We start from the raw sequence: 17,021 nt of genomic DNA on the forward strand, positions 1-17,021 counted from the left end.
AAGTTCATCACGTCAAACGAGTCAGGCCGAAACTGTCGAAGCCTGATCGAGGGAGAGCGCCCATGGCAACGTCCTCTATCGCCCCAGATAGACCCGTCACATCATCGAATCGCTGGTTGCAGATCGTCCTCGGCGTCGCCTGCATGGTGGCTGCGGCCAACATCCAATACGCCTGGACGCTGTTCGTCCCCGAGATCCAGAAGACCTTCGGCTGGGATCGCGCCGCGATCCAGGTCGCGTTCACCATCTTCGTCGTCGTCCAGACCTGGCTGACGCCGATCGAAGGATATTTCATCGACAAGTACGGCCCGAGCCGCGTCGTCATGTTCGGCGGCTTCATGACCGGTCTCGCCTGGGTCGTGAACTCCTACGCCACCTCGCTCACCGGCTTCTATGTCGGCTCGATCCTCGGCGGCATCGGCGTTGGCTGCGTCTACGCCACCTGCATCAACAACGCCCTCAAGTGGTTCCCGGACAAGCGCGGTCTGGCGGTCGGCCTCACGGCGGGCGGCTACGGCGCCGGCTCGGCCCTGACCATCCTGCCGATCGCCAAGATGATCGACGCGGGCAACTACGCCCAGGCGTTCTTCATGTTCGGCCTGATCCAGGGCGCGATCATCATGGCCGCCTCGATCTTCATGCGCGGCCCGCAGAAGGAAGAGGTCAAGTTCTCCAGCAAGGTGCTGCAGAGCCGCCGCGACTACACCCTCGGCGAGGCCCTCTCGACGCCGGTGTTCTGGGTCATGCTCGTCATGTTCACCTGCACGGTGACCGGCGGCCTGATGGCGGTGGCGCAGCTCGGCGTGATCGCGCAGGATCTGGGCGTGAAGAACTTCCAGGTGAACCTGTACTTCTTCGCCATGGCCGCCCTGCCCTTCGCCCTGATGCTCGACCGCGTCATGAACGGCATCTCGCGTCCGCTGTTCGGCTTCATCTCCGACCGGATCGGCCGTGAGAAGACGATGTTCATCGCCTTCTCGATGGAAGGCATCGGCATCGTGGCGCTCGGCTACTTCGGCTCGAACCCCTGGGCGTTCGTGATCCTGTCGGGCATCGTGTTCCTGGCCTGGGGTGAGGTGTACTCGCTCTTCTCGGCCACCGCCGCGGACACCTTCGGCTCGAAGCACATCGGCAAGATCTACGGTGTGCTCTACTGCGCCAAGGGCCTCGCTGCGCTCTTCGTCCCGGTCGGCAACATCCTGATGCAGGCCACCGGCACCTGGGCGACCGTGCTCTACACCGTGGCGATCATGGACCTGATCGCGGCCTTCCTCGCCATCGCCGTCCTGCGGCCGATGCTGAAGCAGCACCACGCCGCCAACGAGGCCAAGCTGGCCCGCGCCCCGGCGCTCGCCACGGCCTGAAAACCGGCCCACCGCTGAAAAGAAGGCCCCGCCGTAGACGGCGGGGCCTTTTTCGTTGGTTTTAGGCGGCGAGCTTGGCGGCGAAGGAGGCGCCGCTTTCGGCCGGGTCGAAGCGACCGCCGGCGAGGGTCGCGTCGTTCGCCGGGGTCAGGCGGTCGGCCATGGCGATGACGAGCGCGATGTTGGCGGCGGCGGCGGTGACGACGAGGAGAGCGATCATTGGGGGCATCCGTTGGGTTGATGTGCTGCGTTGCAGCGTCAATGCCACTGAGCGGCTGTATCTGGTATGCCACACGCCACATTCGTCATATGCTTGTGATGCATAGCAAGCGGCCATTAAGCTATGAGACGGCACTTTCATGCATGTCAGCTCTGGTTTTGCAGGGTGACCGCCCCGTCCGGCCGTGAACCCTGCACCTTTCTGCCGGAGTAGCCGAGCGAGCGCTTTTGGGGGCGGACGAATAGATCGGCGATTGTCGAGCAAGAAGCGGGATGCGGACCCGCTTTCCGAAGCGCACAAGAGGGCGACGGAAATGCTGCCGCGGGCGACAGTCTCGGCCCGAACGGTACGGCCGGGTTTCGGCGAAGGCCGAGGCGGTGCGAGAACCGGACGATGCCCAGGCCTAGGGGGACCGCCATGCAGACCGCCGAGACCGCGTTGGACGAGGACGCCCGCTGGACCGCCCTCACCGTGCGCGACCCACGCGCCGATGGGCGGTTCGTCTACGCGGTGCGGACCACCGGAGTGTATTGCCGCCCGAGCTGTTCGGCGCGGAGGCCCAACCGCGCGAACGTCAGCTTCCACGCCTCCTGCACCGAGGCCGAGGCGGCCGGGTTTCGCCCGTGCCTGCGCTGCCGCCCGAACGGGCCGTCGCGGGCCGAGCAGCAGGCGGAAGCCGTGGCCCGCGCCTGCCGCCTGATCGAGGAGAGCGAGACGACGCCGTCCCTCGACGCTCTCGCCGGGGCGGTCGGGCTGAGCCCGTTCCATTTCCACCGGGTGTTTCGCGACGTCACCGGCATCACGCCCAAGGCCTACGCCGCCGCGCGCCGGGCCGAGCGCGTCGCGGTGGGCCTGCGCGCGGCGGATTCGGTGACGCAGGCGGTCTACGAGGCCGGCTACAACGCTCCCAGCCGGTTCTATGCCGGCGCGACGGAACGGCTCGGCATGACACCCACGGCCTATCGCAAGGGCGGGCTCGGCGCCCGCATCCGCTTCGCGGTGGCGCCCTGTGCGCTGGGCCGGGTGCTGGTGGCGGCGAGCGAGCGGGGCGTCTGCGCGATCCTGCTCGGCGACGATTCCGAGGGGCTGACGCGGGAACTCCGCCAGCGCTTCCCCGGCGCCGACCTCTCGCCGGGCGACGAGGCTTTTGCCGGATGGGTCGCGCAGGTGGTCGGCCTGATCGAGGCGCCGGGCCGCGGCCTCGACCTGCCCCTCGACATCGGCGGCACCGCCTTCCAGCAGCGGGTCTGGGCGGCGCTCAGGGCGATTCCGCTCGGCACGACCGCGACCTATGCCGACATCGCCCGCGCCATCGGCGCTCCCACGGCGATGCGCGCCGTCGCCATGGCCTGCGGCGCCAACCGGCTCGCGGTGGCGATCCCCTGCCACCGGGTGGTGCGCTCGGACGGCGCGCTGTCGGGCTATCGCTGGGGCGTCGCCCGCAAGCGCGCCCTGCTGACGCGCGAGGGCGTGCCCGATCCGGACGAGGGCTGAGCCGGTCGCGGCGTCGATCGAACGCTCACGGGCGATGGGGCGTCGGCGGGGCCTCCCGTTTCCCGAACCATCGCAGCGCCGGCTTCTCGAAGGCCAGGTGATAGAGCACGCCGATCCCCGTTCCGAGCGCGGCGCACAGGGCGAGGCTGACGGGCCACGCGTTCAGCGGCTCGATCCGGGCGGCGATCCGCGCGCCGAGCGAGGCCAGGGGGTTGTGGACGAGATAAATGGCGTAGGAGCTGTTTCCGAGCAGCATCAGCCATCCGGGGACCGTGACGCGCCCGCGTGCCTCCAGCCGGACGAGGCCCGGCACCACGAGCGCGAGGGACAGGCCGAACCAGACGCGCGCGTTGCCCTCGCTCCCCAGCCAGACCAGGGAGGCGACGCCGCCCAGCGTGCCGACGGCCAGGAGCGCCAAGACCCCCCTCGACGGCAGCGACCGGGCCGCGAGGGCGGCCAGCATCCCGGCGATGAATTCTAGATTGATCGGCGCGAAGACGATTCCCCCCGCGCCCATGATCCATCCGACCAGCACGATCAGCACCGCCCAGACGACGATGAGGGCCGCGAAGAATCGGGTGAAATAGAAGGCCAGAAAGACCGTGTAGAACAGCATCTCGTGCATCAGCGTCCAGGCCACGGACAAGGCCGGCGGCGCCGTCGTCGGAAACAGGGTCAGGGACGTGATCAGGCTCCACTCGCGGGTGCTGGCCGACAGCCCCGGCAGCAGCGTGTAGAGGACGACCAGCCCCACCGAGATCGGAAGGTACGGGACGTAGATGCGCCGCACGCGCTTTCCGGCGTAGAGGCGGGCGGCGGCCCCGTCGCGCGCATCGCCGCCATGGGCGTGCAGGATGATGAAGCCGCTGAGGACGAAGAAGAAATCCACGCCGCGAAAGCCGTTCTCGAGCACGGCCGCCAGCCAGAGCGGCACGGGTCCGACGAAATCCTGCGTCGCGACCGCGGAATGGTGCAGCAGAACGGCCATCGCGGCGACGGCGCGTCCGGCCTGCAAGACGGTGATCGTCGGTCTCATCGATCCTTCCACGCCCTGGCTTGCACCCGGAGCGGGCCGCGGGGCGGCCTCAAGCCTGCGCCGCGGCGCGGTAGCCCGAACTGCGCCCGGCGCGCTCGCGGATCGCGGCGATCAACCCGTCGAGGACCGGCGCGTCCAGCGCGCGGCTGGCGGCGAGGTAGTAGGTCTCCCAGCCGAGCGTCACGAAATCGAGGCCGAGCCGCTCGGCCGCCGCCCGCACGCCCAGGCCCGCATCGGCCGCGCCGCAGGCGATCACCGCCGCCACCGCCTGATGGGTGAATTCCTCGACCGCGTAGCCCCGGATCGCGCCGGGCTCCAACCCGGCCTGCGCCAGCATCCGGTCGAACCAGTCGCGCGTGCCCGACCCCCTCTGGCGGTTGACGTAGCGCACGCCGTCCCGGGTCAGATCGGCGATGCCCCGGATGCCGCGCGGGTTGCCGGGGGCGAGCAGCAGCCCCTGCTCGCGCTCGAACAGCGGATGCAGGGCGAGCCCCGCCCCCGCCCCGATCGCCGAGAACGGCGGGCCGGCCTCCGCGGGCGCCCGCGCGCCGCAATGGAAGCCCGCCGCGTCGGCGCTGCCGTCGAGCAGGCGCTCGACCGCGGCGCTGCTGCCCATCACCGACAGGTCGATGCCGCCGCCCTCGCTCAGCACCTCGACCACCAGCGGGTCGTGGCTCGCGGCGAGCGTCAGCGCCCCGGCCCGCCCGGTCAGGAGACGGCGCAGGCGCTGCTCGACGGCGCGGGTCTCGCGCACGAAGCCGGCTTCCAGGCCGAAGGCTGCGGCCGAGAACGCCTCGGCGAGCGCCGCGCCGAATTCGGTGAGCGCGGTGCCGTGGCCGCGGGTCTTGCGCACCAGCGGCCGGCCGAGCGCCGCCTCGTAGGCCTGAAGCCGCGCCCAGGCCGCCCGGTAGGACAGGCCGAGCGCATCGGCGAAACCCTGGACCGAGCCGGTCCGGCCGATCGCCTCGAACATCACCGTCAGGTCGGACACGGCGAGCGCGTCGCCGCCGATCCGCACCGTGCCGCCGAGGCCGAGCGTGACGGCGATGTCGGCTTCCTCGGCTGTTTCTTTGAAATTCATGCCGTCGCAATGGTCGTTCACAACATGAAATCCCGCGTCCGAGGCCGTTTCGCCGCAAGCGGCATCGCCGGAACGATGCACTCCACCCGAAACCGTCCGAGGGACGCGCCGCCGACCGGCCGCGGATGTCCTCGGATCCGTTCGCTTCCTACCTCTCTCCCGTTTGGTCTGCACAGGGCCTGTTCGATCGAGAGGCACGGCGGGCGGCGGTCGCCTCTCGGCCGGCGCGGGCGTCGCGTCGCGGATATCCGATGCCAGTGACCCGGATCGAGAAGTGCCGGGCGGCGGTGGGCCGAGTCTTCTTCCAACTCACCCCCCTCATCCTGAGGTGCGGAGCGAAGCGTAGCCTCGAAGGAGGGCTCCAGAAGTCTTAGCGATACGCTGGAGCCCTCCTTCGAGGCCCGCTTGCGCGGGCAGCTCAGGATGAGGGGGTTGGGTGGGAGAAACCGGGTCTACGTCCCCGCCCCTTCCGCGAGGTAGCGCCGCCAGCCACCGTATCCGGTGATGTCGGTGCCGCCGCCGATGCCCTCGGCTTCCACCAGAAACCCCTTCGGCGTGGTGCCGTCGGCAAGCCGCAGGGTGCCGATGCCGAGGGGTGCGGGAATCGCGGCGACGAACCGGCCGAAGGCGGCGGGCTCCAGCGCCCAGACCTCGGTGGCGATGGCTGCACCCGTGCCGTCCGCGACGCGCAGCAGGCCCGGCCGTCGGGGCGGGCCGCCGGGGAGCGCGTAGAGCCGGTAATCGGCCTGCGTTGTCCCTGCCCGCAGGAAGCGCGCGCCGAGCCCGGTCAGCTCGCCGTTGAGCGGCAACCCGGAGAGATGCGCGCCGATCACCGCGAGTTCGATCTCGCCCGGTCCTGCCGAATCCGGGCCGGGCTCCGGGGCCGGCACGGCCGCGCGGCTCGCGCCGATCGGAACACCGGCCGCCGCGTGCAGGCGGGCGCCGAGTGCGGCGAGCAGCCCGTCGCGACCGCGGGGCGCGATCAGGGTGAGGCCGGACGGCGTTCCGTCCGAGCGGAACCGGCTGGGTACGGCGAGCGCGCAGAGATCGAGCAGGTTGACGAAGTTGGTGTAGGTGCCGAGCAGGCTGTTCGGCCCGATCGGGTCGGCCTCCAACTCGGCGCGGGTGACGGGCCGCGGATAGGTCGGCACCGCCAGCACGTCGATGCGGGTCCACAAGGCGTCGGCCGTCCGGCGTAGCTCGGCCAGCCGGTAGAGGCCGGCGAAGGCGTCCGCCGCGTCGAAGCCCGCGGCCCGGCCGATCACCGCGCGGGTGGTCGGGTGGAGGGCGTCCGGGTTCGATTCGATCAGCGGGCGGATCGCCTGATAGCGCTCGGCGACCCAGGGGCCGTCGTAGAGCAGCGCCGCGGTCGCGAACATCGGCGCGAGATCGATCGCCTCCGCTTGGCCGGTCAGCCCGGCGAGGTCGGCGAGTCCTGCGTCGAACGCGGCTTCCGACAGCGGATCGCCGCCGAACCGGCGGCTTTCGCCCGCCGGCACGCCGATCCGCAGGCCCGGCGGCAGGCCGGCGGGCTGGGCGGGGAGCGGCAGGTCGCGGGAATAGGGATCGGCGGCGTCGAACCCAGCCATGATGCGGAACACGCGGTCGGCATCCGCCACGGTGCCGGCGAAGACCGAGATCGTGTCGAGCGTCCGGCAGGCCGGCAGCAGGCCCCGGCTGGACACCGCGCCGAGCGAGGGTTTGAGCCCCACCACGTTGTTGAGCCCCGCCGGCACCCGGCCGGAGCCGGCGGTGTCGGTGCCGAGCGCGAAGGCGACGAGGCCGTGCGCGACGGCGACGCCCGAGCCGCTGCTCGACCCGCCGGGCACCCAGGCCGGGTTCAGGGCGTTGCGCGGGGCCGGATAGGGCGTGCGCATCCCCACCAAGCCGGTGGCGAACTGGTCGAGATTGGTCTTGCCGATCAGGATCGCCCCCGCCGCGAGCAGGCGCGCCACCGCGGGCGCGGTCTCGCTCGGGACATAGGAAAAGTCCGGGCAGGACGCGGTGGTCGGCAGGCCGGCGACGTCGAGGTTGTCCTTCACGGCGAAGGGCACGCCCCACAGCGGTTTTTCCGCCGGATCGAAGGCTCCGAGCGCGTCCGCGGCCTCAAGAGCCTCGGCTTCCGGCACGAGGGCGAGGAAGATGCCCGGATCGTCGATCTCGGCCAGCCGCCGATAGGTCTCGGCCAGGATTTTTCGCGGGGCGACGCCCTCGGCATAGGCGGCATGCAGGGCAGCGATCGTGGGGAAAGGCGGCACGGTCCGGTCTCGCAGGGTTGCCCCCCGACCTTAGAAATCGGTGCCGTTGCCGGCGAGTGCTTTTTCGTGACCATGCCGTTGCGGATCAGGCAACGGTTGCCCCTCGCCGGAGCGGAATCATGAAGCATCTGCGCAGCCTCAACGCCGTCGCCGAGGTCGCCCGCTGCGGCTCGATCCGGCGGGCGGCCGAACGCCTCGCCCTCACGCCCTCGGCGCTGACCCGCCAGATCCAGGACATCGAGACCGAACTCGGCACGCCGCTCTTCGAGCGGCTGACGCAGGGCATGCGCCTCAACGCCGCCGGGGAATTGCTGGTGCGTCACATCCGCGACCGGGCGGCGGACCTCGACCGGGTGCGCTCGCAGATCGCCGACCTCTCGGGCGTGCGCCGCGGCCACGTCGCGCTGGCCTGCGCCCAGGCTTTCGTCACGCGGGTGATCCCGGAGGCGGTCGAGGCCTACCGGGCGCAGTTCCCGCAGGTCGCCTTCTCGGTGCAGGTGCGCGACCACGCCCAGGCGGTCGCCGCGCTCACGACGTTCGAAGCCGACCTCGCCCTGGTGATCGAGCCGCCGCCCGCGGCCGAGCTGCACCCGCTCCATGACGGCCGCCAGCCGCTCTGCGCCTTGGTGCGGGCGGGCCATCCCCTGGCCGGATCGGACGGGCCATTGCGCCTGCGCGACTGCCTCGCTCATCCGCTGGCGCTGCCCGACCGTTCGCTCGCCATCCGCCACCACATCGAGCGGGCCGTGGCCCGGCGCGGGGTGGAGCTGCGGGCGGCGGTCGAATCCGGCTCGCTCGAATTCCTGCGCAACGCCGTCCTGCGGGAGGACGCCGTGAGCTTCCAGGTGCCGAGCGGCATTCCCGACGACCCGCGCCTGTGCCACCGCCCGATCGATCCCCGCGACGTCGAGCCGGTGCGCGTGGTGCTGGCCCAACTGCGCGGACGCCTGCTGCCGGTCGCAGCCGCGAAGTTCGCCGACGGGCTCGCGGCCCGCCTGAACCAGGGGGACGGCGCATAAGGAAAGGGCCGCCCGAAGGCGGCCCCGTCCGACGTCACGAGAGTGAGGGCTTACCAGCCGTAGCCGTAACCGTAGGCCGGCGCGTAGCCGCCGTAATAGCCGATCGGGCGGCCATAGCCGTAGCCGCCGTAGTAGCCCACCGGACGGCCATAGCCGTACCCGTAGCCGCGGTAGGAATTGGCCGCGATGGCGCCCGCCGCGAGGCCGGCGATGCCGAGCCCGATGGCGGCGCCGGCACCGATGCCGCCGCGGCGATAGCCGTAACCGCCCCGGTAGCCGTACCCGCGATAGCCGACGTTGCGGTAGCCGTAGCCGCCGTACCCGCCGCGATAGCCGCCGCCGTAGCCATACCCGCCGCCGCGCCATCCGGCCTCCGCCGACGTCGTCGTGGCCGCCATCGAGCCGAGGCCGATCAGGGCGGCGGCGGAGAGAACGAGAGGAGCCTTACGCATGAAAATCCTTTCGCGCTTGCGATACCCCTGTCCAACAGGGCCGCGGACGGACGGTTCCTATGCGGGGCACCCCCTCATTCTGTCGCACCGGGCGCGCCATGCCGTTGCCGAAAGCGCGACCTGCTCCGCAGGAGCGGCCTCGGCCGATCAGACGACGAAGAAGTCGTCGTGGGTGAGTTTGGCGTAGTTGTCGAGCACCGCGAACTTCACCGCGGCGCCCTTCCCCGAGCCGTCGGCATCGTAGAACAGCTCGCCGCTGGCCTGCTTATAGAGGATGCGGTCGTTCGCATCGACCTTGCCGGTGCTGATGTTCTTGAACGCGCTGGCCGCCAGCGGGCCGGGCGCGAGGGCGGAGAACACGTCCTCGGCGAGCCGGATCGTGTCGTCCACCGGCGCGAAATCGGTGATCCGATCGACGTTGCCCGCGCCGAGCTTGGTCGAGAACACGAACGCGTCCGGGCCGCGCCCGCCGATCAGCACGTCGGCGCCGCCCCGGCCGTCGAGCACGTTGGCGCCGTCGTTGCCGGTCAGGGCCTGGCCGAACTCGTTGCCGGTGAGATCGAGGTTGCGCTGGCCGGTCGATCCGGCGAGCCGCACAGCCTCCACCTCCTGCCCGAGGGCGAGACCGTACGACACGGTCGTGACCACCGTGTCCGTGCCGTGGCCCCTGGCTTCGACGACGAGATCGCGGGCGTTTTCGACGAGGTAGGTGTCGTTCCCGGCGCCCCCCTCCATTCGATCCGCTCCGCCCTTGCCGTCGAGCACGTTGGCGCCGGCATTGCCGCGCAGCGTCTGGGCGAACTCGTTTCCGGTGAGGTTCAGCTTGGCCGAGCCGGAGACGAGACGGATCGTTTCGACCTCCTGTCCCGCCGCGAGCGACCAACTCGCCGACGCCACGACGGTGTCGGCGCCGCCGCCCTTCGCCTCGACGACGCGGTCCCCGGCCTGATCGACGACGTAGGTGTCGTTGCCCCTGCCGCCCTCCATCACGTCGGCACCGCCCTTGCCGTCGAGGACGTTGGCCGCGCCGTTGCCGACGAGATGGTTGGCGAGCCCGTTGCCGGTGGCGTTGACCGCCCCGGTGCCGGTGAGCGTCAGCATCTCGACGTTCGCGCCGAGCGTGTAAGACAGCGAGGTGACGATGCGATCGTAGCCCTGGCCGGCGTTCTCGCGGATCACGTCGCGGGCCTGATCGACGATGTAGGTGTCGTTGCCGGCCCCGCCGGTCATCACGTCGGCACCGCCGCGTCCGTCGAGGACGTTGTCGCCGGCGTTGCCGATCAGCGCCTGCGCGAATTCGTTCCCAGTCAGGCCGATATTCGGGTTGGCGGTCCGTGCGTCGGCCCGCATGACCTCGATTTCCTGGCCCGCCGCGAGTTTGTAGCTCGTGCGAGCGATGACGGTGTCGTGGCCTCGCCCGATCCCCTCGATGACTTGGTCGCGCCTGTTGTCGACGATGAACGTGTCGTCGCCGAGGAGTCCGCGCATGCTGTCGGCACCGCCGCTGCCATCGAGGATGTTGTTGCCGATATTGCCTTCCAGGGTCTGGTCGAACTCGTTTCCGGTCAGATCGATGTTCGATGTCCACGCCGAACGCGCGACCCGCAACACCTCGACGCGGACGCCGGACGCAAGAGCATAATCGATGGTCGAGACGACGGTATCGTAGCCCTGACCGACGAGTTCCCGGACGCGATCGGCGACGTGGTCGATGCGATAGGTGTCATTGCCGGCACCTCCTACGAAAGAGTCGGCGCCAGCCGTGCCCAGGAAATTCTCGTCACCGCTCGAGCCGGTCAAACCATCGATCTTGATACGTCCCCTGAACGAGAAGAAATCGCTGTCGATCATGAGGCTCTTGCCGTCGGAACCGACCACCTCCGCCCCATTCAAATTGATCGAGCTGATCCTGAGATCGCGCACGACTTGATCGGCCTTCACCGTGTATTTGAATACGTAGGTCTCGCCGGGGCGCGATTTGGTCGCATCATAGACGGCCGTCCCCTCGCTGTTCAGGGTCAGCGTGATCTTCTCTTGGTCGGTCGACCTGGCAACCCCCTTTAGTTCAAGGGTGATATAGGCGCTGTCACCAACGATCAGCGTGCCGGAGCCGTTGTTGCCGATCTTTTCGCTCTCGATAATGGGGGGTGAAAACTGCGGAACATTGGGAAAATAAAAAATCTCTGTTACATTGCCGACGCCGGGAACCTTTCCGAGCCACAAAAGCTTGGAGCCGTCATCCGACAATCTTAGGTCGCGATAGTAAGAGTTTAACGGCTTCAACTCCGTAATTTCTTTGGTGATTGTATCGATGACATACAATGCAGGCGCCGCACTCGTGATATTCGGGTCATTCGGGTCCTTGGCGCTATATATGGCGAATCTGCTGTCGGGACTAAAAAATGTTTTAAATTCCCAGCCCCGATCGACACCAGTAAAATCATATAAAATTGTCTTGTCGCTGGAAATATTGTCTAACAAATATATCTCAACGTGCCCGGACGGAGTGTCCGCCCACTCAGATTCATAACTCAAGGTGTTCACGACGGTCAGCGTCCATCGCCCGTCCTTCGACGTTACCATTTCCCCGACCCTCGAGGCACACGCCTCACGCGCCGAAACTATCCAGATCACGACTTCAGGCTGTGGTCGAGCGGCTTCGAGCCTCGGCCGGACAAAACCCGGCGGGTGTGATCGAGATCGCGCGCGGTTCCGTTGCGTCCGCGCACAAGGTCAGGTGGGGCCTGTAAGCATTACGCAACGCCTGAACAGGCGGAGGGCCCTGCAACGGGAAATCCCCGGATGCGTGCAATCGACTGTGCGACACGCATCGGTCTCAGGATGGATCGGACTTCGATGTGTTTTCAGGTTCCCCGAACCTGAGAGAACCAGCCTGCTCACGGACCGATCGGCCGTGTGACATGAGGCTGATGGTGGGCGCGACAGGGATCGAACCTGTGACCCCTACCATGTCAAGGTAGTGCTCTCCCGCTGAGCTACGCGCCCGGGCAGAAGCGCTTGGCTCCTGCGGTGCCGGGGCTATAGCCTGGACCCCGTGGCTCCGCAAGCGGGCTCGTCGCGCTTTTCTTGCCTCCTCGTGCGGGACGCGCCGGATCGGGCGGGGGCGCTGCGCGGCGCGGGAAAATCGGCTAGAGCATCGGCCCGAAAGGTGGCCGCCGGCTTGTCAGGAAAAGCCGATGCGCCAGAGCGGCGCGCCCGGGGACGAAGGTCTCCCGGCGCGGACTGATCCGATAAGGACGACGATCGAGGATGCGGTTTCTGCTCGAGGGCGACGACGGGGCGCTGATCCGCGGCTGGGTCGTCCCCGACGATCCGACGGCGATCAGCCGGGTCTACGTCACCGTCGAGGGGCGGCGCGTGGCCGAGGTCTCGGCGATCCACAAGGACCCGACCTTCATCGAGTACGGCTGGCACTCCACCGGCCAGTGCCATTTCGAGGTGCGCGAGGACCACATCCCCGGCCTCGCCGGGATCGAGCGGCTCGAGATCTACGACGTCGACACCAACGTGCTGATCCATCGGCGCGTGCCGAAGGCCGGGCTCGCCAAGCCGAAGGCGGTGCTGATCAACATGCACATCCGCCCCGAGACGGTGATCCAGACCGCCCTCTTTCCCCATTTCAAGCAGAGCTATTTCGGGATCGGCCGGTTCCCGGAGGAGATCCTGCTGGCGATGTTCGACACCGATATCCTGCTGTCGTGCTTCATGGCCGGCTCGATCATCCTGCCGCGCTACGAGGGGCATTTCGTCCAGGGCAACGCCCTGACGATGCTGATGCTGCACGATCCCTACGTGGAGATGGCGAGCCGCCTCGTGTGGCTGCGCGAGCGGGCCGACATCGCCAACGATCCCAACCAGCGCTGGCGCCTCGGCCAGCTCGCCGAGGCCGCCGCCTTCACGGTCGATTACGACTATACCGACGTCAAGAGCCTCAAGCGGCTGTTTCGGATGATGCCGGAGCCGGCCTACCACCTGCTCTACAACCCCTATACCCGCCAGCTCAGCACGACGCAGCCCGACGACCGGATCATCCCGGCCAACTCGATCATCGCCGTCGAGATCCTGTCGCGGGTCGGCATCGTCGGCCATCGCGACTACTTCGAGGCGTTCATGGCCACCGTGTTCGACCGCCTCAAGATCGACGCGCCGGTGCCGCTGCCGCTGCCGATCGCCAACACGACCCTCGAACTCGCCGAGCGGCTGCGCGGCCTGCGCTTCGTGCGCGAATGGGTCGAGTTCGACACGGTGCTGAGCGACGCGGTCCACGCCTCCGTCTCGCAGAACTGGCGGGACTGACGCGATGGCGTGGCGCGGCCGCCGGACGCTGCCGGTGGCGGGATCGGACGGGCTGGATCACCGGGTCGATCTCGACAGCCGGCTCGGCGGTGCCTGGATCACGCTGGCCTGGCGCGACCTCGGCAGCGGGGGGCGCCCGCGCGCCCTCGTCAGCGTCGTGACGGCGGAGGGGACGACGACGGCGCTCGCCGAGGAGCCGACTTCGGGCGACGGCTTCGCCTGGACCGGGCGGCTGCCGGACGGCGCCGTCGCGTTGCGGTTCACCGCGCTCTCGCGCAGCGCGCCTTTTTCCCTCGACGGGCTGACCCTGCGGCGCCGCGCCCGCCTCGCTCTGACCCTGCGCGCCGCCCGGCGCCAGCCGGAACTGACCGCGCGGGCGGTGTACTGGCGCCTGCTCGGCCTCAAGCTGCGCGGCCGCGGGTTGCTGGCCCAGGCGCTCGCCCACCGCTCCGAGACCGGCTACGCCGCCTGGATCGCCCGCTTCGACCGCCGCGGACCGGAGGAGCGCGCCCGCATCCGCGCCGAGATCGCGGGTTGGGAGGCCCCTCCCCTCGTCTCCGTGCTGATGCCGGTGCACGATCCCGATCCCAAGGTGTTCGACGCGGCGATCCGCTCGGTGCGGGATCAGCTCTATCCGGCCTGGGAGCTGTGCCTCTGCGACGACGCCTCGACCGATCCGGCGATCCCCCGCCTGATCGCCCGCCATGCCGCCGCGGACGCCCGCATCCGCACGGTGCGGCGGCCCGAGAACGGCCACATCGCCCGGGCCACCAACGACGCCCTGGCGCTGGCGTCGGGCATAACTTGCGTCTTCCTCGATCACGACGACCGGCTCGCCGATACCGCCCTCTACGAGGTGGCCAAGGCGCTCCGGGACGATTCCGGCCTCGTGCTGGTCTACAGCGACGAGGACAAGATCGACGCGCGCGGGCGCCGCTTCGAGCCGCATTTCAAGTCGGATTTCGACCGCGAACTGCTCACCGGTCAGAACTACGTGAACCATCTCTGCGCCGTCCGCACCGACGCCCTGCGGGCGCTCGGCGGTCTGCGGCCGGGCTTCGAGGGTAGCCAGGACCACGATCTGCTGCTGCGGCTGACCGAGACGCTGCCGCGCGAGGCCGTCCGCCACATCCCGAAGGTGCTCTACCATTGGCGCGCGGCCGCCGGCTCCGGCACCTTCTCCGACCGGGCGCTGGCGCGGGCCGAGGACGCTCGGCTGCGGGCGCTCGCCGAGGTCGCCGAGCGGCGCGGCGCGCGGGCCGAGCGCGGGCCGCAAGGCTTCAACCGGCTGGTGCGGCCTCTGCCCGAACCCCCTCCCCTGGTCTCCGTAGTGATCCCGACCCGCGACCGGGCCGAACTTTTGGCGGTCGCCCTCGACGGGCTTTTCCGCGGCACGGACTACCCGAACCTCGAGGTCATCGTCGTCGACAACGACAGCCGCGAGGAAGCCACGCGCGCCCTGTTCGCCCGCCACGCCGACGAGCCGCGCCTGCGGGTGCTGCCGGTGCCGGGCCCCTTCAACTTTTCCGACCTGTCGAACCGAGGCGCGGCGGCGGCGCGGGGCGGCGTGCTCCTGTTCCTCAACAACGACATCGAGGTGCTGGAGCCGGGCTGGCTCGCCGAACTCGTCTCGATCGCCTGCGAGCCCGATATCGGCGCGGTCGGGGCGAAGCTCCTCTATCCCGACGGCACGCTCCAGCACGGCGGCATCGTCCTCGGCGTCGGCGGCATCGCCGGCCACAGCCATCTCGGGATCGCGGGCGACGCGCCGGGCTACTTCGCCCGCATGCAACTGACGCAGGAGGTCGCCGCCGTGACCGGCGCCTGCCTCGCGGTCCGCGCGGACATCTTCTCCGAGGTCGGCGGGTTCGACGCCGAAGCGCTGGCGGTCGCCTTCAACGACGTGGACCTGTGCCTGCGCCTGCGCCGGGCCGGCTACCGCAACGTCTGGACGCCCTACGCCCGGCTGATCCACCACGAATCGAAGAGCCGCGGGCCCGAGGACACGCCGGAGAAGCGCGCCCGGTTCGAGGCGGAATCGCGGGTGATGCGCGAGCGCTGGGGAGCGGAGCTGCGCTCCGATCCGTATTACAACCCCAACCTCTCCCGCGCCTCGGGGCATTTCCGGTTGTAGTTCCACCGGGAGGCATGCGTCCGGCACATCGGCGCGGCCTCGAGACTGCCCGGGCGATTGCAACGCGGGCGGCATCGGCACTAGGACGATGCCGCGCAGCCTCAGGCCTGCGGTGACCAAGTGTCTCTCGCAAAACTCCCGCTGCGCCGTCGAGCCCGCACGGGCCGCCGGCAGCGAACGGGAGTTTTGTGAGGCACTCCAAAAGGGGCGGCGGAGGCTTCGATGCGGATAGCGATGATTGGTTCGGGCTATGTCGGCCTGGTGTCGGGGGCGTGCTTCGCCGATTTCGGGCATGAGGTGGTCTGCGTCGATGTCGATCCGAGGAAGATCGAGGCGCTGGAGGCCGGCCGCATGCCGATCTACGAGCCCGGCCTCGAAACGCTGGTCGCCGACAACGTCCGCGCCAAGCGCCTGTCCTTCACCACCGACCTGAAACCCGCCGTCGCCGGGGCGGATGCCGTGTTCATCGCGGTCGGCACGCCCTCGCGCCGCGGCGACGGCTTCGCCGACCTGTCCTACGTCTACGCCGCCGCCAAAGAGATCGCCCAGGCGGTGACCGGTTACACCGTGGTGGTGACCAAATCGACCGTCCCGGTCGGCACCGGCGACGAGGTCGAGCGCATCATCCGCGAGGCCAACCCGAACGCCGAGGTCGGCGTCGCCTCGAACCCCGAGTTCCTGCGCGAGGGCGCGGCCATCGGCGACTTCAAGCGCCCCGACCGCATCGTCATCGGCGCCGAGGACGAGCGCGCGGCGGACGTCATGCGCGAGGTCTACCGCCCGCTCTACCTCAACGCCGCACCGATCCTCGTCACCGGGCGGCGCACCGCGGAGCTGACCAAGTACGCCGCCAACGCGTTCCTGGCGACCAAGATCACCTTCATCAACGAGATCGCCGACCTGTGCGAGCGGGTCGGCGCCAACGTGCAGGAGGTCGCCCGCGGCATCGGGCTCGACAACCGCATCGGTTCGAAGTTCCTGCATGCCGGCCCCGGCTACGGCGGCTCGTGCTTCCCCAAGGACACGCTGGCGCTGGTCAAGACGGCGCAGGACTACGCGACCCCGATCCGGATCGTCGAGACGGTGGTCTCGGTCAACGACCAGAGGAAGCGCGCGATGGCCCGCAAGGTGATCGCGGCGGCCGGGGGCTCGGTGCGGGGCAAGACGGTGGCTTTGCTCGGTCTGACGTTCAAGCCGGACACCGACGACATGCGCGACGCGCCCTCGCTGTCGATCATCTCCGGTCTTCAGGACGGCGGGGCGCGGGTGGTGGCGTTCGACCCCGAGGGGATCGAGCAGGCCAAGCCCCTGCTGGAGGGCGTGAGCTACGCCGAGGACGCGTACGCCTGCGCCACGGGTGCGGACGTGGTGGTTCTGGTGACGGAATGGAGCGCGTTCCGGGCGCTCGACCTGCCGCGGCTGAAGGGCCTGATGGCGGCCCCGGTGATGGTCGATCTGCGCAACGTCTACTCGCCGCAGGAGGCCGCCAAGCACGGCTTCCGCTACACCGGCGTCGGCGTCGTCTAATCCTGAGAGCGGTCGGCGCCGGGCCGGATCGGCCCGCCGCCGGTTGCCGACGCTTCAGCGATGATGTTGCAGTGCGGTTGTTCTCGCGATCGCGCCGTGACATCTTGCTCGGGCGGGAT

The 17,021-nt window shown here is 69.4% G+C and carries 12 protein-coding genes and 1 tRNA gene; 6 read left to right on the top strand and 7 right to left on the bottom strand.

What is annotated here, in order from left to right:
* Positions 1-62: 62 nt before the first annotated feature.
* Complete coding sequence (gene oxlT, locus AAHG03_RS05700; protein ID WP_342149394.1) at positions 63-1,364, top strand: oxalate/formate MFS antiporter; 1,302 nt, start codon at positions 63-65, stop codon at positions 1,362-1,364.
* Positions 1,365-1,425: 61 nt separating this feature from the next.
* Here oxlT and AAHG03_RS05705 read toward each other — a convergent pair whose 3' ends face one another.
* Positions 1,426-1,584, bottom strand: coding sequence for a hypothetical protein (locus AAHG03_RS05705; RefSeq protein ID WP_342149396.1), 159 nt, complete (start codon positions 1,582-1,584; stop codon positions 1,426-1,428).
* A 417-nt stretch (positions 1,585-2,001) separates the two neighbouring features.
* Here AAHG03_RS05705 and ada point away from each other — a divergent pair, with 417 nt between their 5' ends.
* The gene (gene ada, locus AAHG03_RS05710) at positions 2,002-3,078 is read left to right on the top strand and encodes a bifunctional DNA-binding transcriptional regulator/O6-methylguanine-DNA methyltransferase Ada (RefSeq protein WP_342149398.1); all 1,077 of its coding nucleotides are present in this window, start codon (positions 2,002-2,004) and stop codon (positions 3,076-3,078) included.
* A 25-nt stretch (positions 3,079-3,103) separates the two neighbouring features.
* Here the strand turns inward: ada and AAHG03_RS05715 are convergent, their stop codons facing one another.
* From AAHG03_RS05715 to atzF, 3 genes are all read right to left on the bottom strand, one after another.
* Positions 3,104-4,114, bottom strand: a complete 1,011-nt coding sequence (locus AAHG03_RS05715) for an acyltransferase family protein (RefSeq protein WP_342149400.1) — start codon at positions 4,112-4,114, stop codon at positions 3,104-3,106.
* 49 nt (positions 4,115-4,163) lie between these two features.
* The gene (locus AAHG03_RS05720; protein WP_342149402.1) at positions 4,164-5,195 is read right to left on the bottom strand and encodes a substrate-binding domain-containing protein; all 1,032 of its coding nucleotides are present in this window, start codon (positions 5,193-5,195) and stop codon (positions 4,164-4,166) included.
* A gap of 452 nt (positions 5,196-5,647) precedes the next feature.
* A complete protein-coding gene (atzF, locus tag AAHG03_RS05725; protein ID WP_342149404.1) occupies positions 5,648-7,453 on the bottom strand; it encodes an allophanate hydrolase in 1,806 nt (601 codons plus the stop codon).
* A gap of 119 nt (positions 7,454-7,572) precedes the next feature.
* On the opposite strand from atzF, the gene AAHG03_RS05730 reads away from it, so the two are divergent.
* The gene (locus AAHG03_RS05730) at positions 7,573-8,472 is read left to right on the top strand and encodes a LysR family transcriptional regulator (protein WP_342149406.1); all 900 of its coding nucleotides are present in this window, start codon (positions 7,573-7,575) and stop codon (positions 8,470-8,472) included.
* Positions 8,473-8,522: 50 nt separating this feature from the next.
* On the opposite strand, the gene AAHG03_RS05735 is transcribed toward AAHG03_RS05730, so the two are convergent.
* From AAHG03_RS05735 to AAHG03_RS05745, 3 genes are all read right to left on the bottom strand, one after another.
* Positions 8,523-8,924: a hypothetical protein gene (locus AAHG03_RS05735; RefSeq protein WP_342149407.1), complete on the bottom strand. Its 402-nt coding sequence runs from the start codon at positions 8,922-8,924 to the stop codon at positions 8,523-8,525.
* Positions 8,925-9,071: 147 nt separating this feature from the next.
* Positions 9,072-11,507: a calcium-binding protein gene (locus AAHG03_RS05740; protein ID WP_342149409.1), complete on the bottom strand. Its 2,436-nt coding sequence runs from the start codon at positions 11,505-11,507 to the stop codon at positions 9,072-9,074.
* Positions 11,508-11,855: 348 nt separating this feature from the next.
* A tRNA-Val gene (locus tag AAHG03_RS05745) sits at positions 11,856-11,930 on the bottom strand.
* A gap of 264 nt (positions 11,931-12,194) precedes the next feature.
* Between AAHG03_RS05745 and AAHG03_RS05750 the strand changes: the two genes are divergently transcribed.
* The 3 genes from AAHG03_RS05750 (at position 12,195) to AAHG03_RS05760 (ending at position 16,902) form a co-directional block, all read left to right on the top strand.
* The gene (locus AAHG03_RS05750) at positions 12,195-13,241 is read left to right on the top strand and encodes a hypothetical protein (protein ID WP_342149411.1); all 1,047 of its coding nucleotides are present in this window, start codon (positions 12,195-12,197) and stop codon (positions 13,239-13,241) included.
* A 4-nt stretch (positions 13,242-13,245) separates the two neighbouring features.
* Positions 13,246-15,375, top strand: coding sequence for a glycosyltransferase family 2 protein (locus AAHG03_RS05755; RefSeq protein ID WP_342149412.1), 2,130 nt, complete (start codon positions 13,246-13,248; stop codon positions 15,373-15,375).
* A 222-nt stretch (positions 15,376-15,597) separates the two neighbouring features.
* Complete coding sequence (locus AAHG03_RS05760; protein ID WP_342149413.1) at positions 15,598-16,902, top strand: UDP-glucose dehydrogenase family protein; 1,305 nt, start codon at positions 15,598-15,600, stop codon at positions 16,900-16,902.
* Positions 16,903-17,021: the final 119 nt, after the last annotated feature.

Source organism: Methylorubrum subtropicum (assembly GCF_038442325.1).
GTDB classification, from domain to species: domain Bacteria; phylum Pseudomonadota; class Alphaproteobacteria; order Rhizobiales; family Beijerinckiaceae; genus Methylobacterium; species Methylobacterium subtropicum.

Coding starts and splice junctions, on each gene's coding strand:
- ada (WP_342149398.1), top strand. CDS start 2,002: ATGCAGACCGCCGAGACCGCGTTGGACGAGGACGCCCGCTGGACCGCC.
- oxlT (WP_342149394.1), top strand. CDS start 63: ATGGCAACGTCCTCTATCGCCCCAGATAGACCCGTCACATCATCGAAT.
- AAHG03_RS05760 (WP_342149413.1), top strand. CDS start 15,598: ATGCGGATAGCGATGATTGGTTCGGGCTATGTCGGCCTGGTGTCGGGG.
- AAHG03_RS05705 (WP_342149396.1), bottom strand. CDS start 1,584: ATGATCGCTCTCCTCGTCGTCACCGCCGCCGCCGCCAACATCGCGCTC.
- AAHG03_RS05755 (WP_342149412.1), top strand. CDS start 13,246: ATGGCGTGGCGCGGCCGCCGGACGCTGCCGGTGGCGGGATCGGACGGG.
- AAHG03_RS05715 (WP_342149400.1), bottom strand. CDS start 4,114: ATGAGACCGACGATCACCGTCTTGCAGGCCGGACGCGCCGTCGCCGCG.
- AAHG03_RS05720 (WP_342149402.1), bottom strand. CDS start 5,195: ATGAATTTCAAAGAAACAGCCGAGGAAGCCGACATCGCCGTCACGCTC.
- AAHG03_RS05730 (WP_342149406.1), top strand. CDS start 7,573: ATGAAGCATCTGCGCAGCCTCAACGCCGTCGCCGAGGTCGCCCGCTGC.
- AAHG03_RS05750 (WP_342149411.1), top strand. CDS start 12,195: ATGCGGTTTCTGCTCGAGGGCGACGACGGGGCGCTGATCCGCGGCTGG.
- AAHG03_RS05735 (WP_342149407.1), bottom strand. CDS start 8,924: ATGCGTAAGGCTCCTCTCGTTCTCTCCGCCGCCGCCCTGATCGGCCTC.
- AAHG03_RS05740 (WP_342149409.1), bottom strand. CDS start 11,507: ATGGTAACGTCGAAGGACGGGCGATGGACGCTGACCGTCGTGAACACC.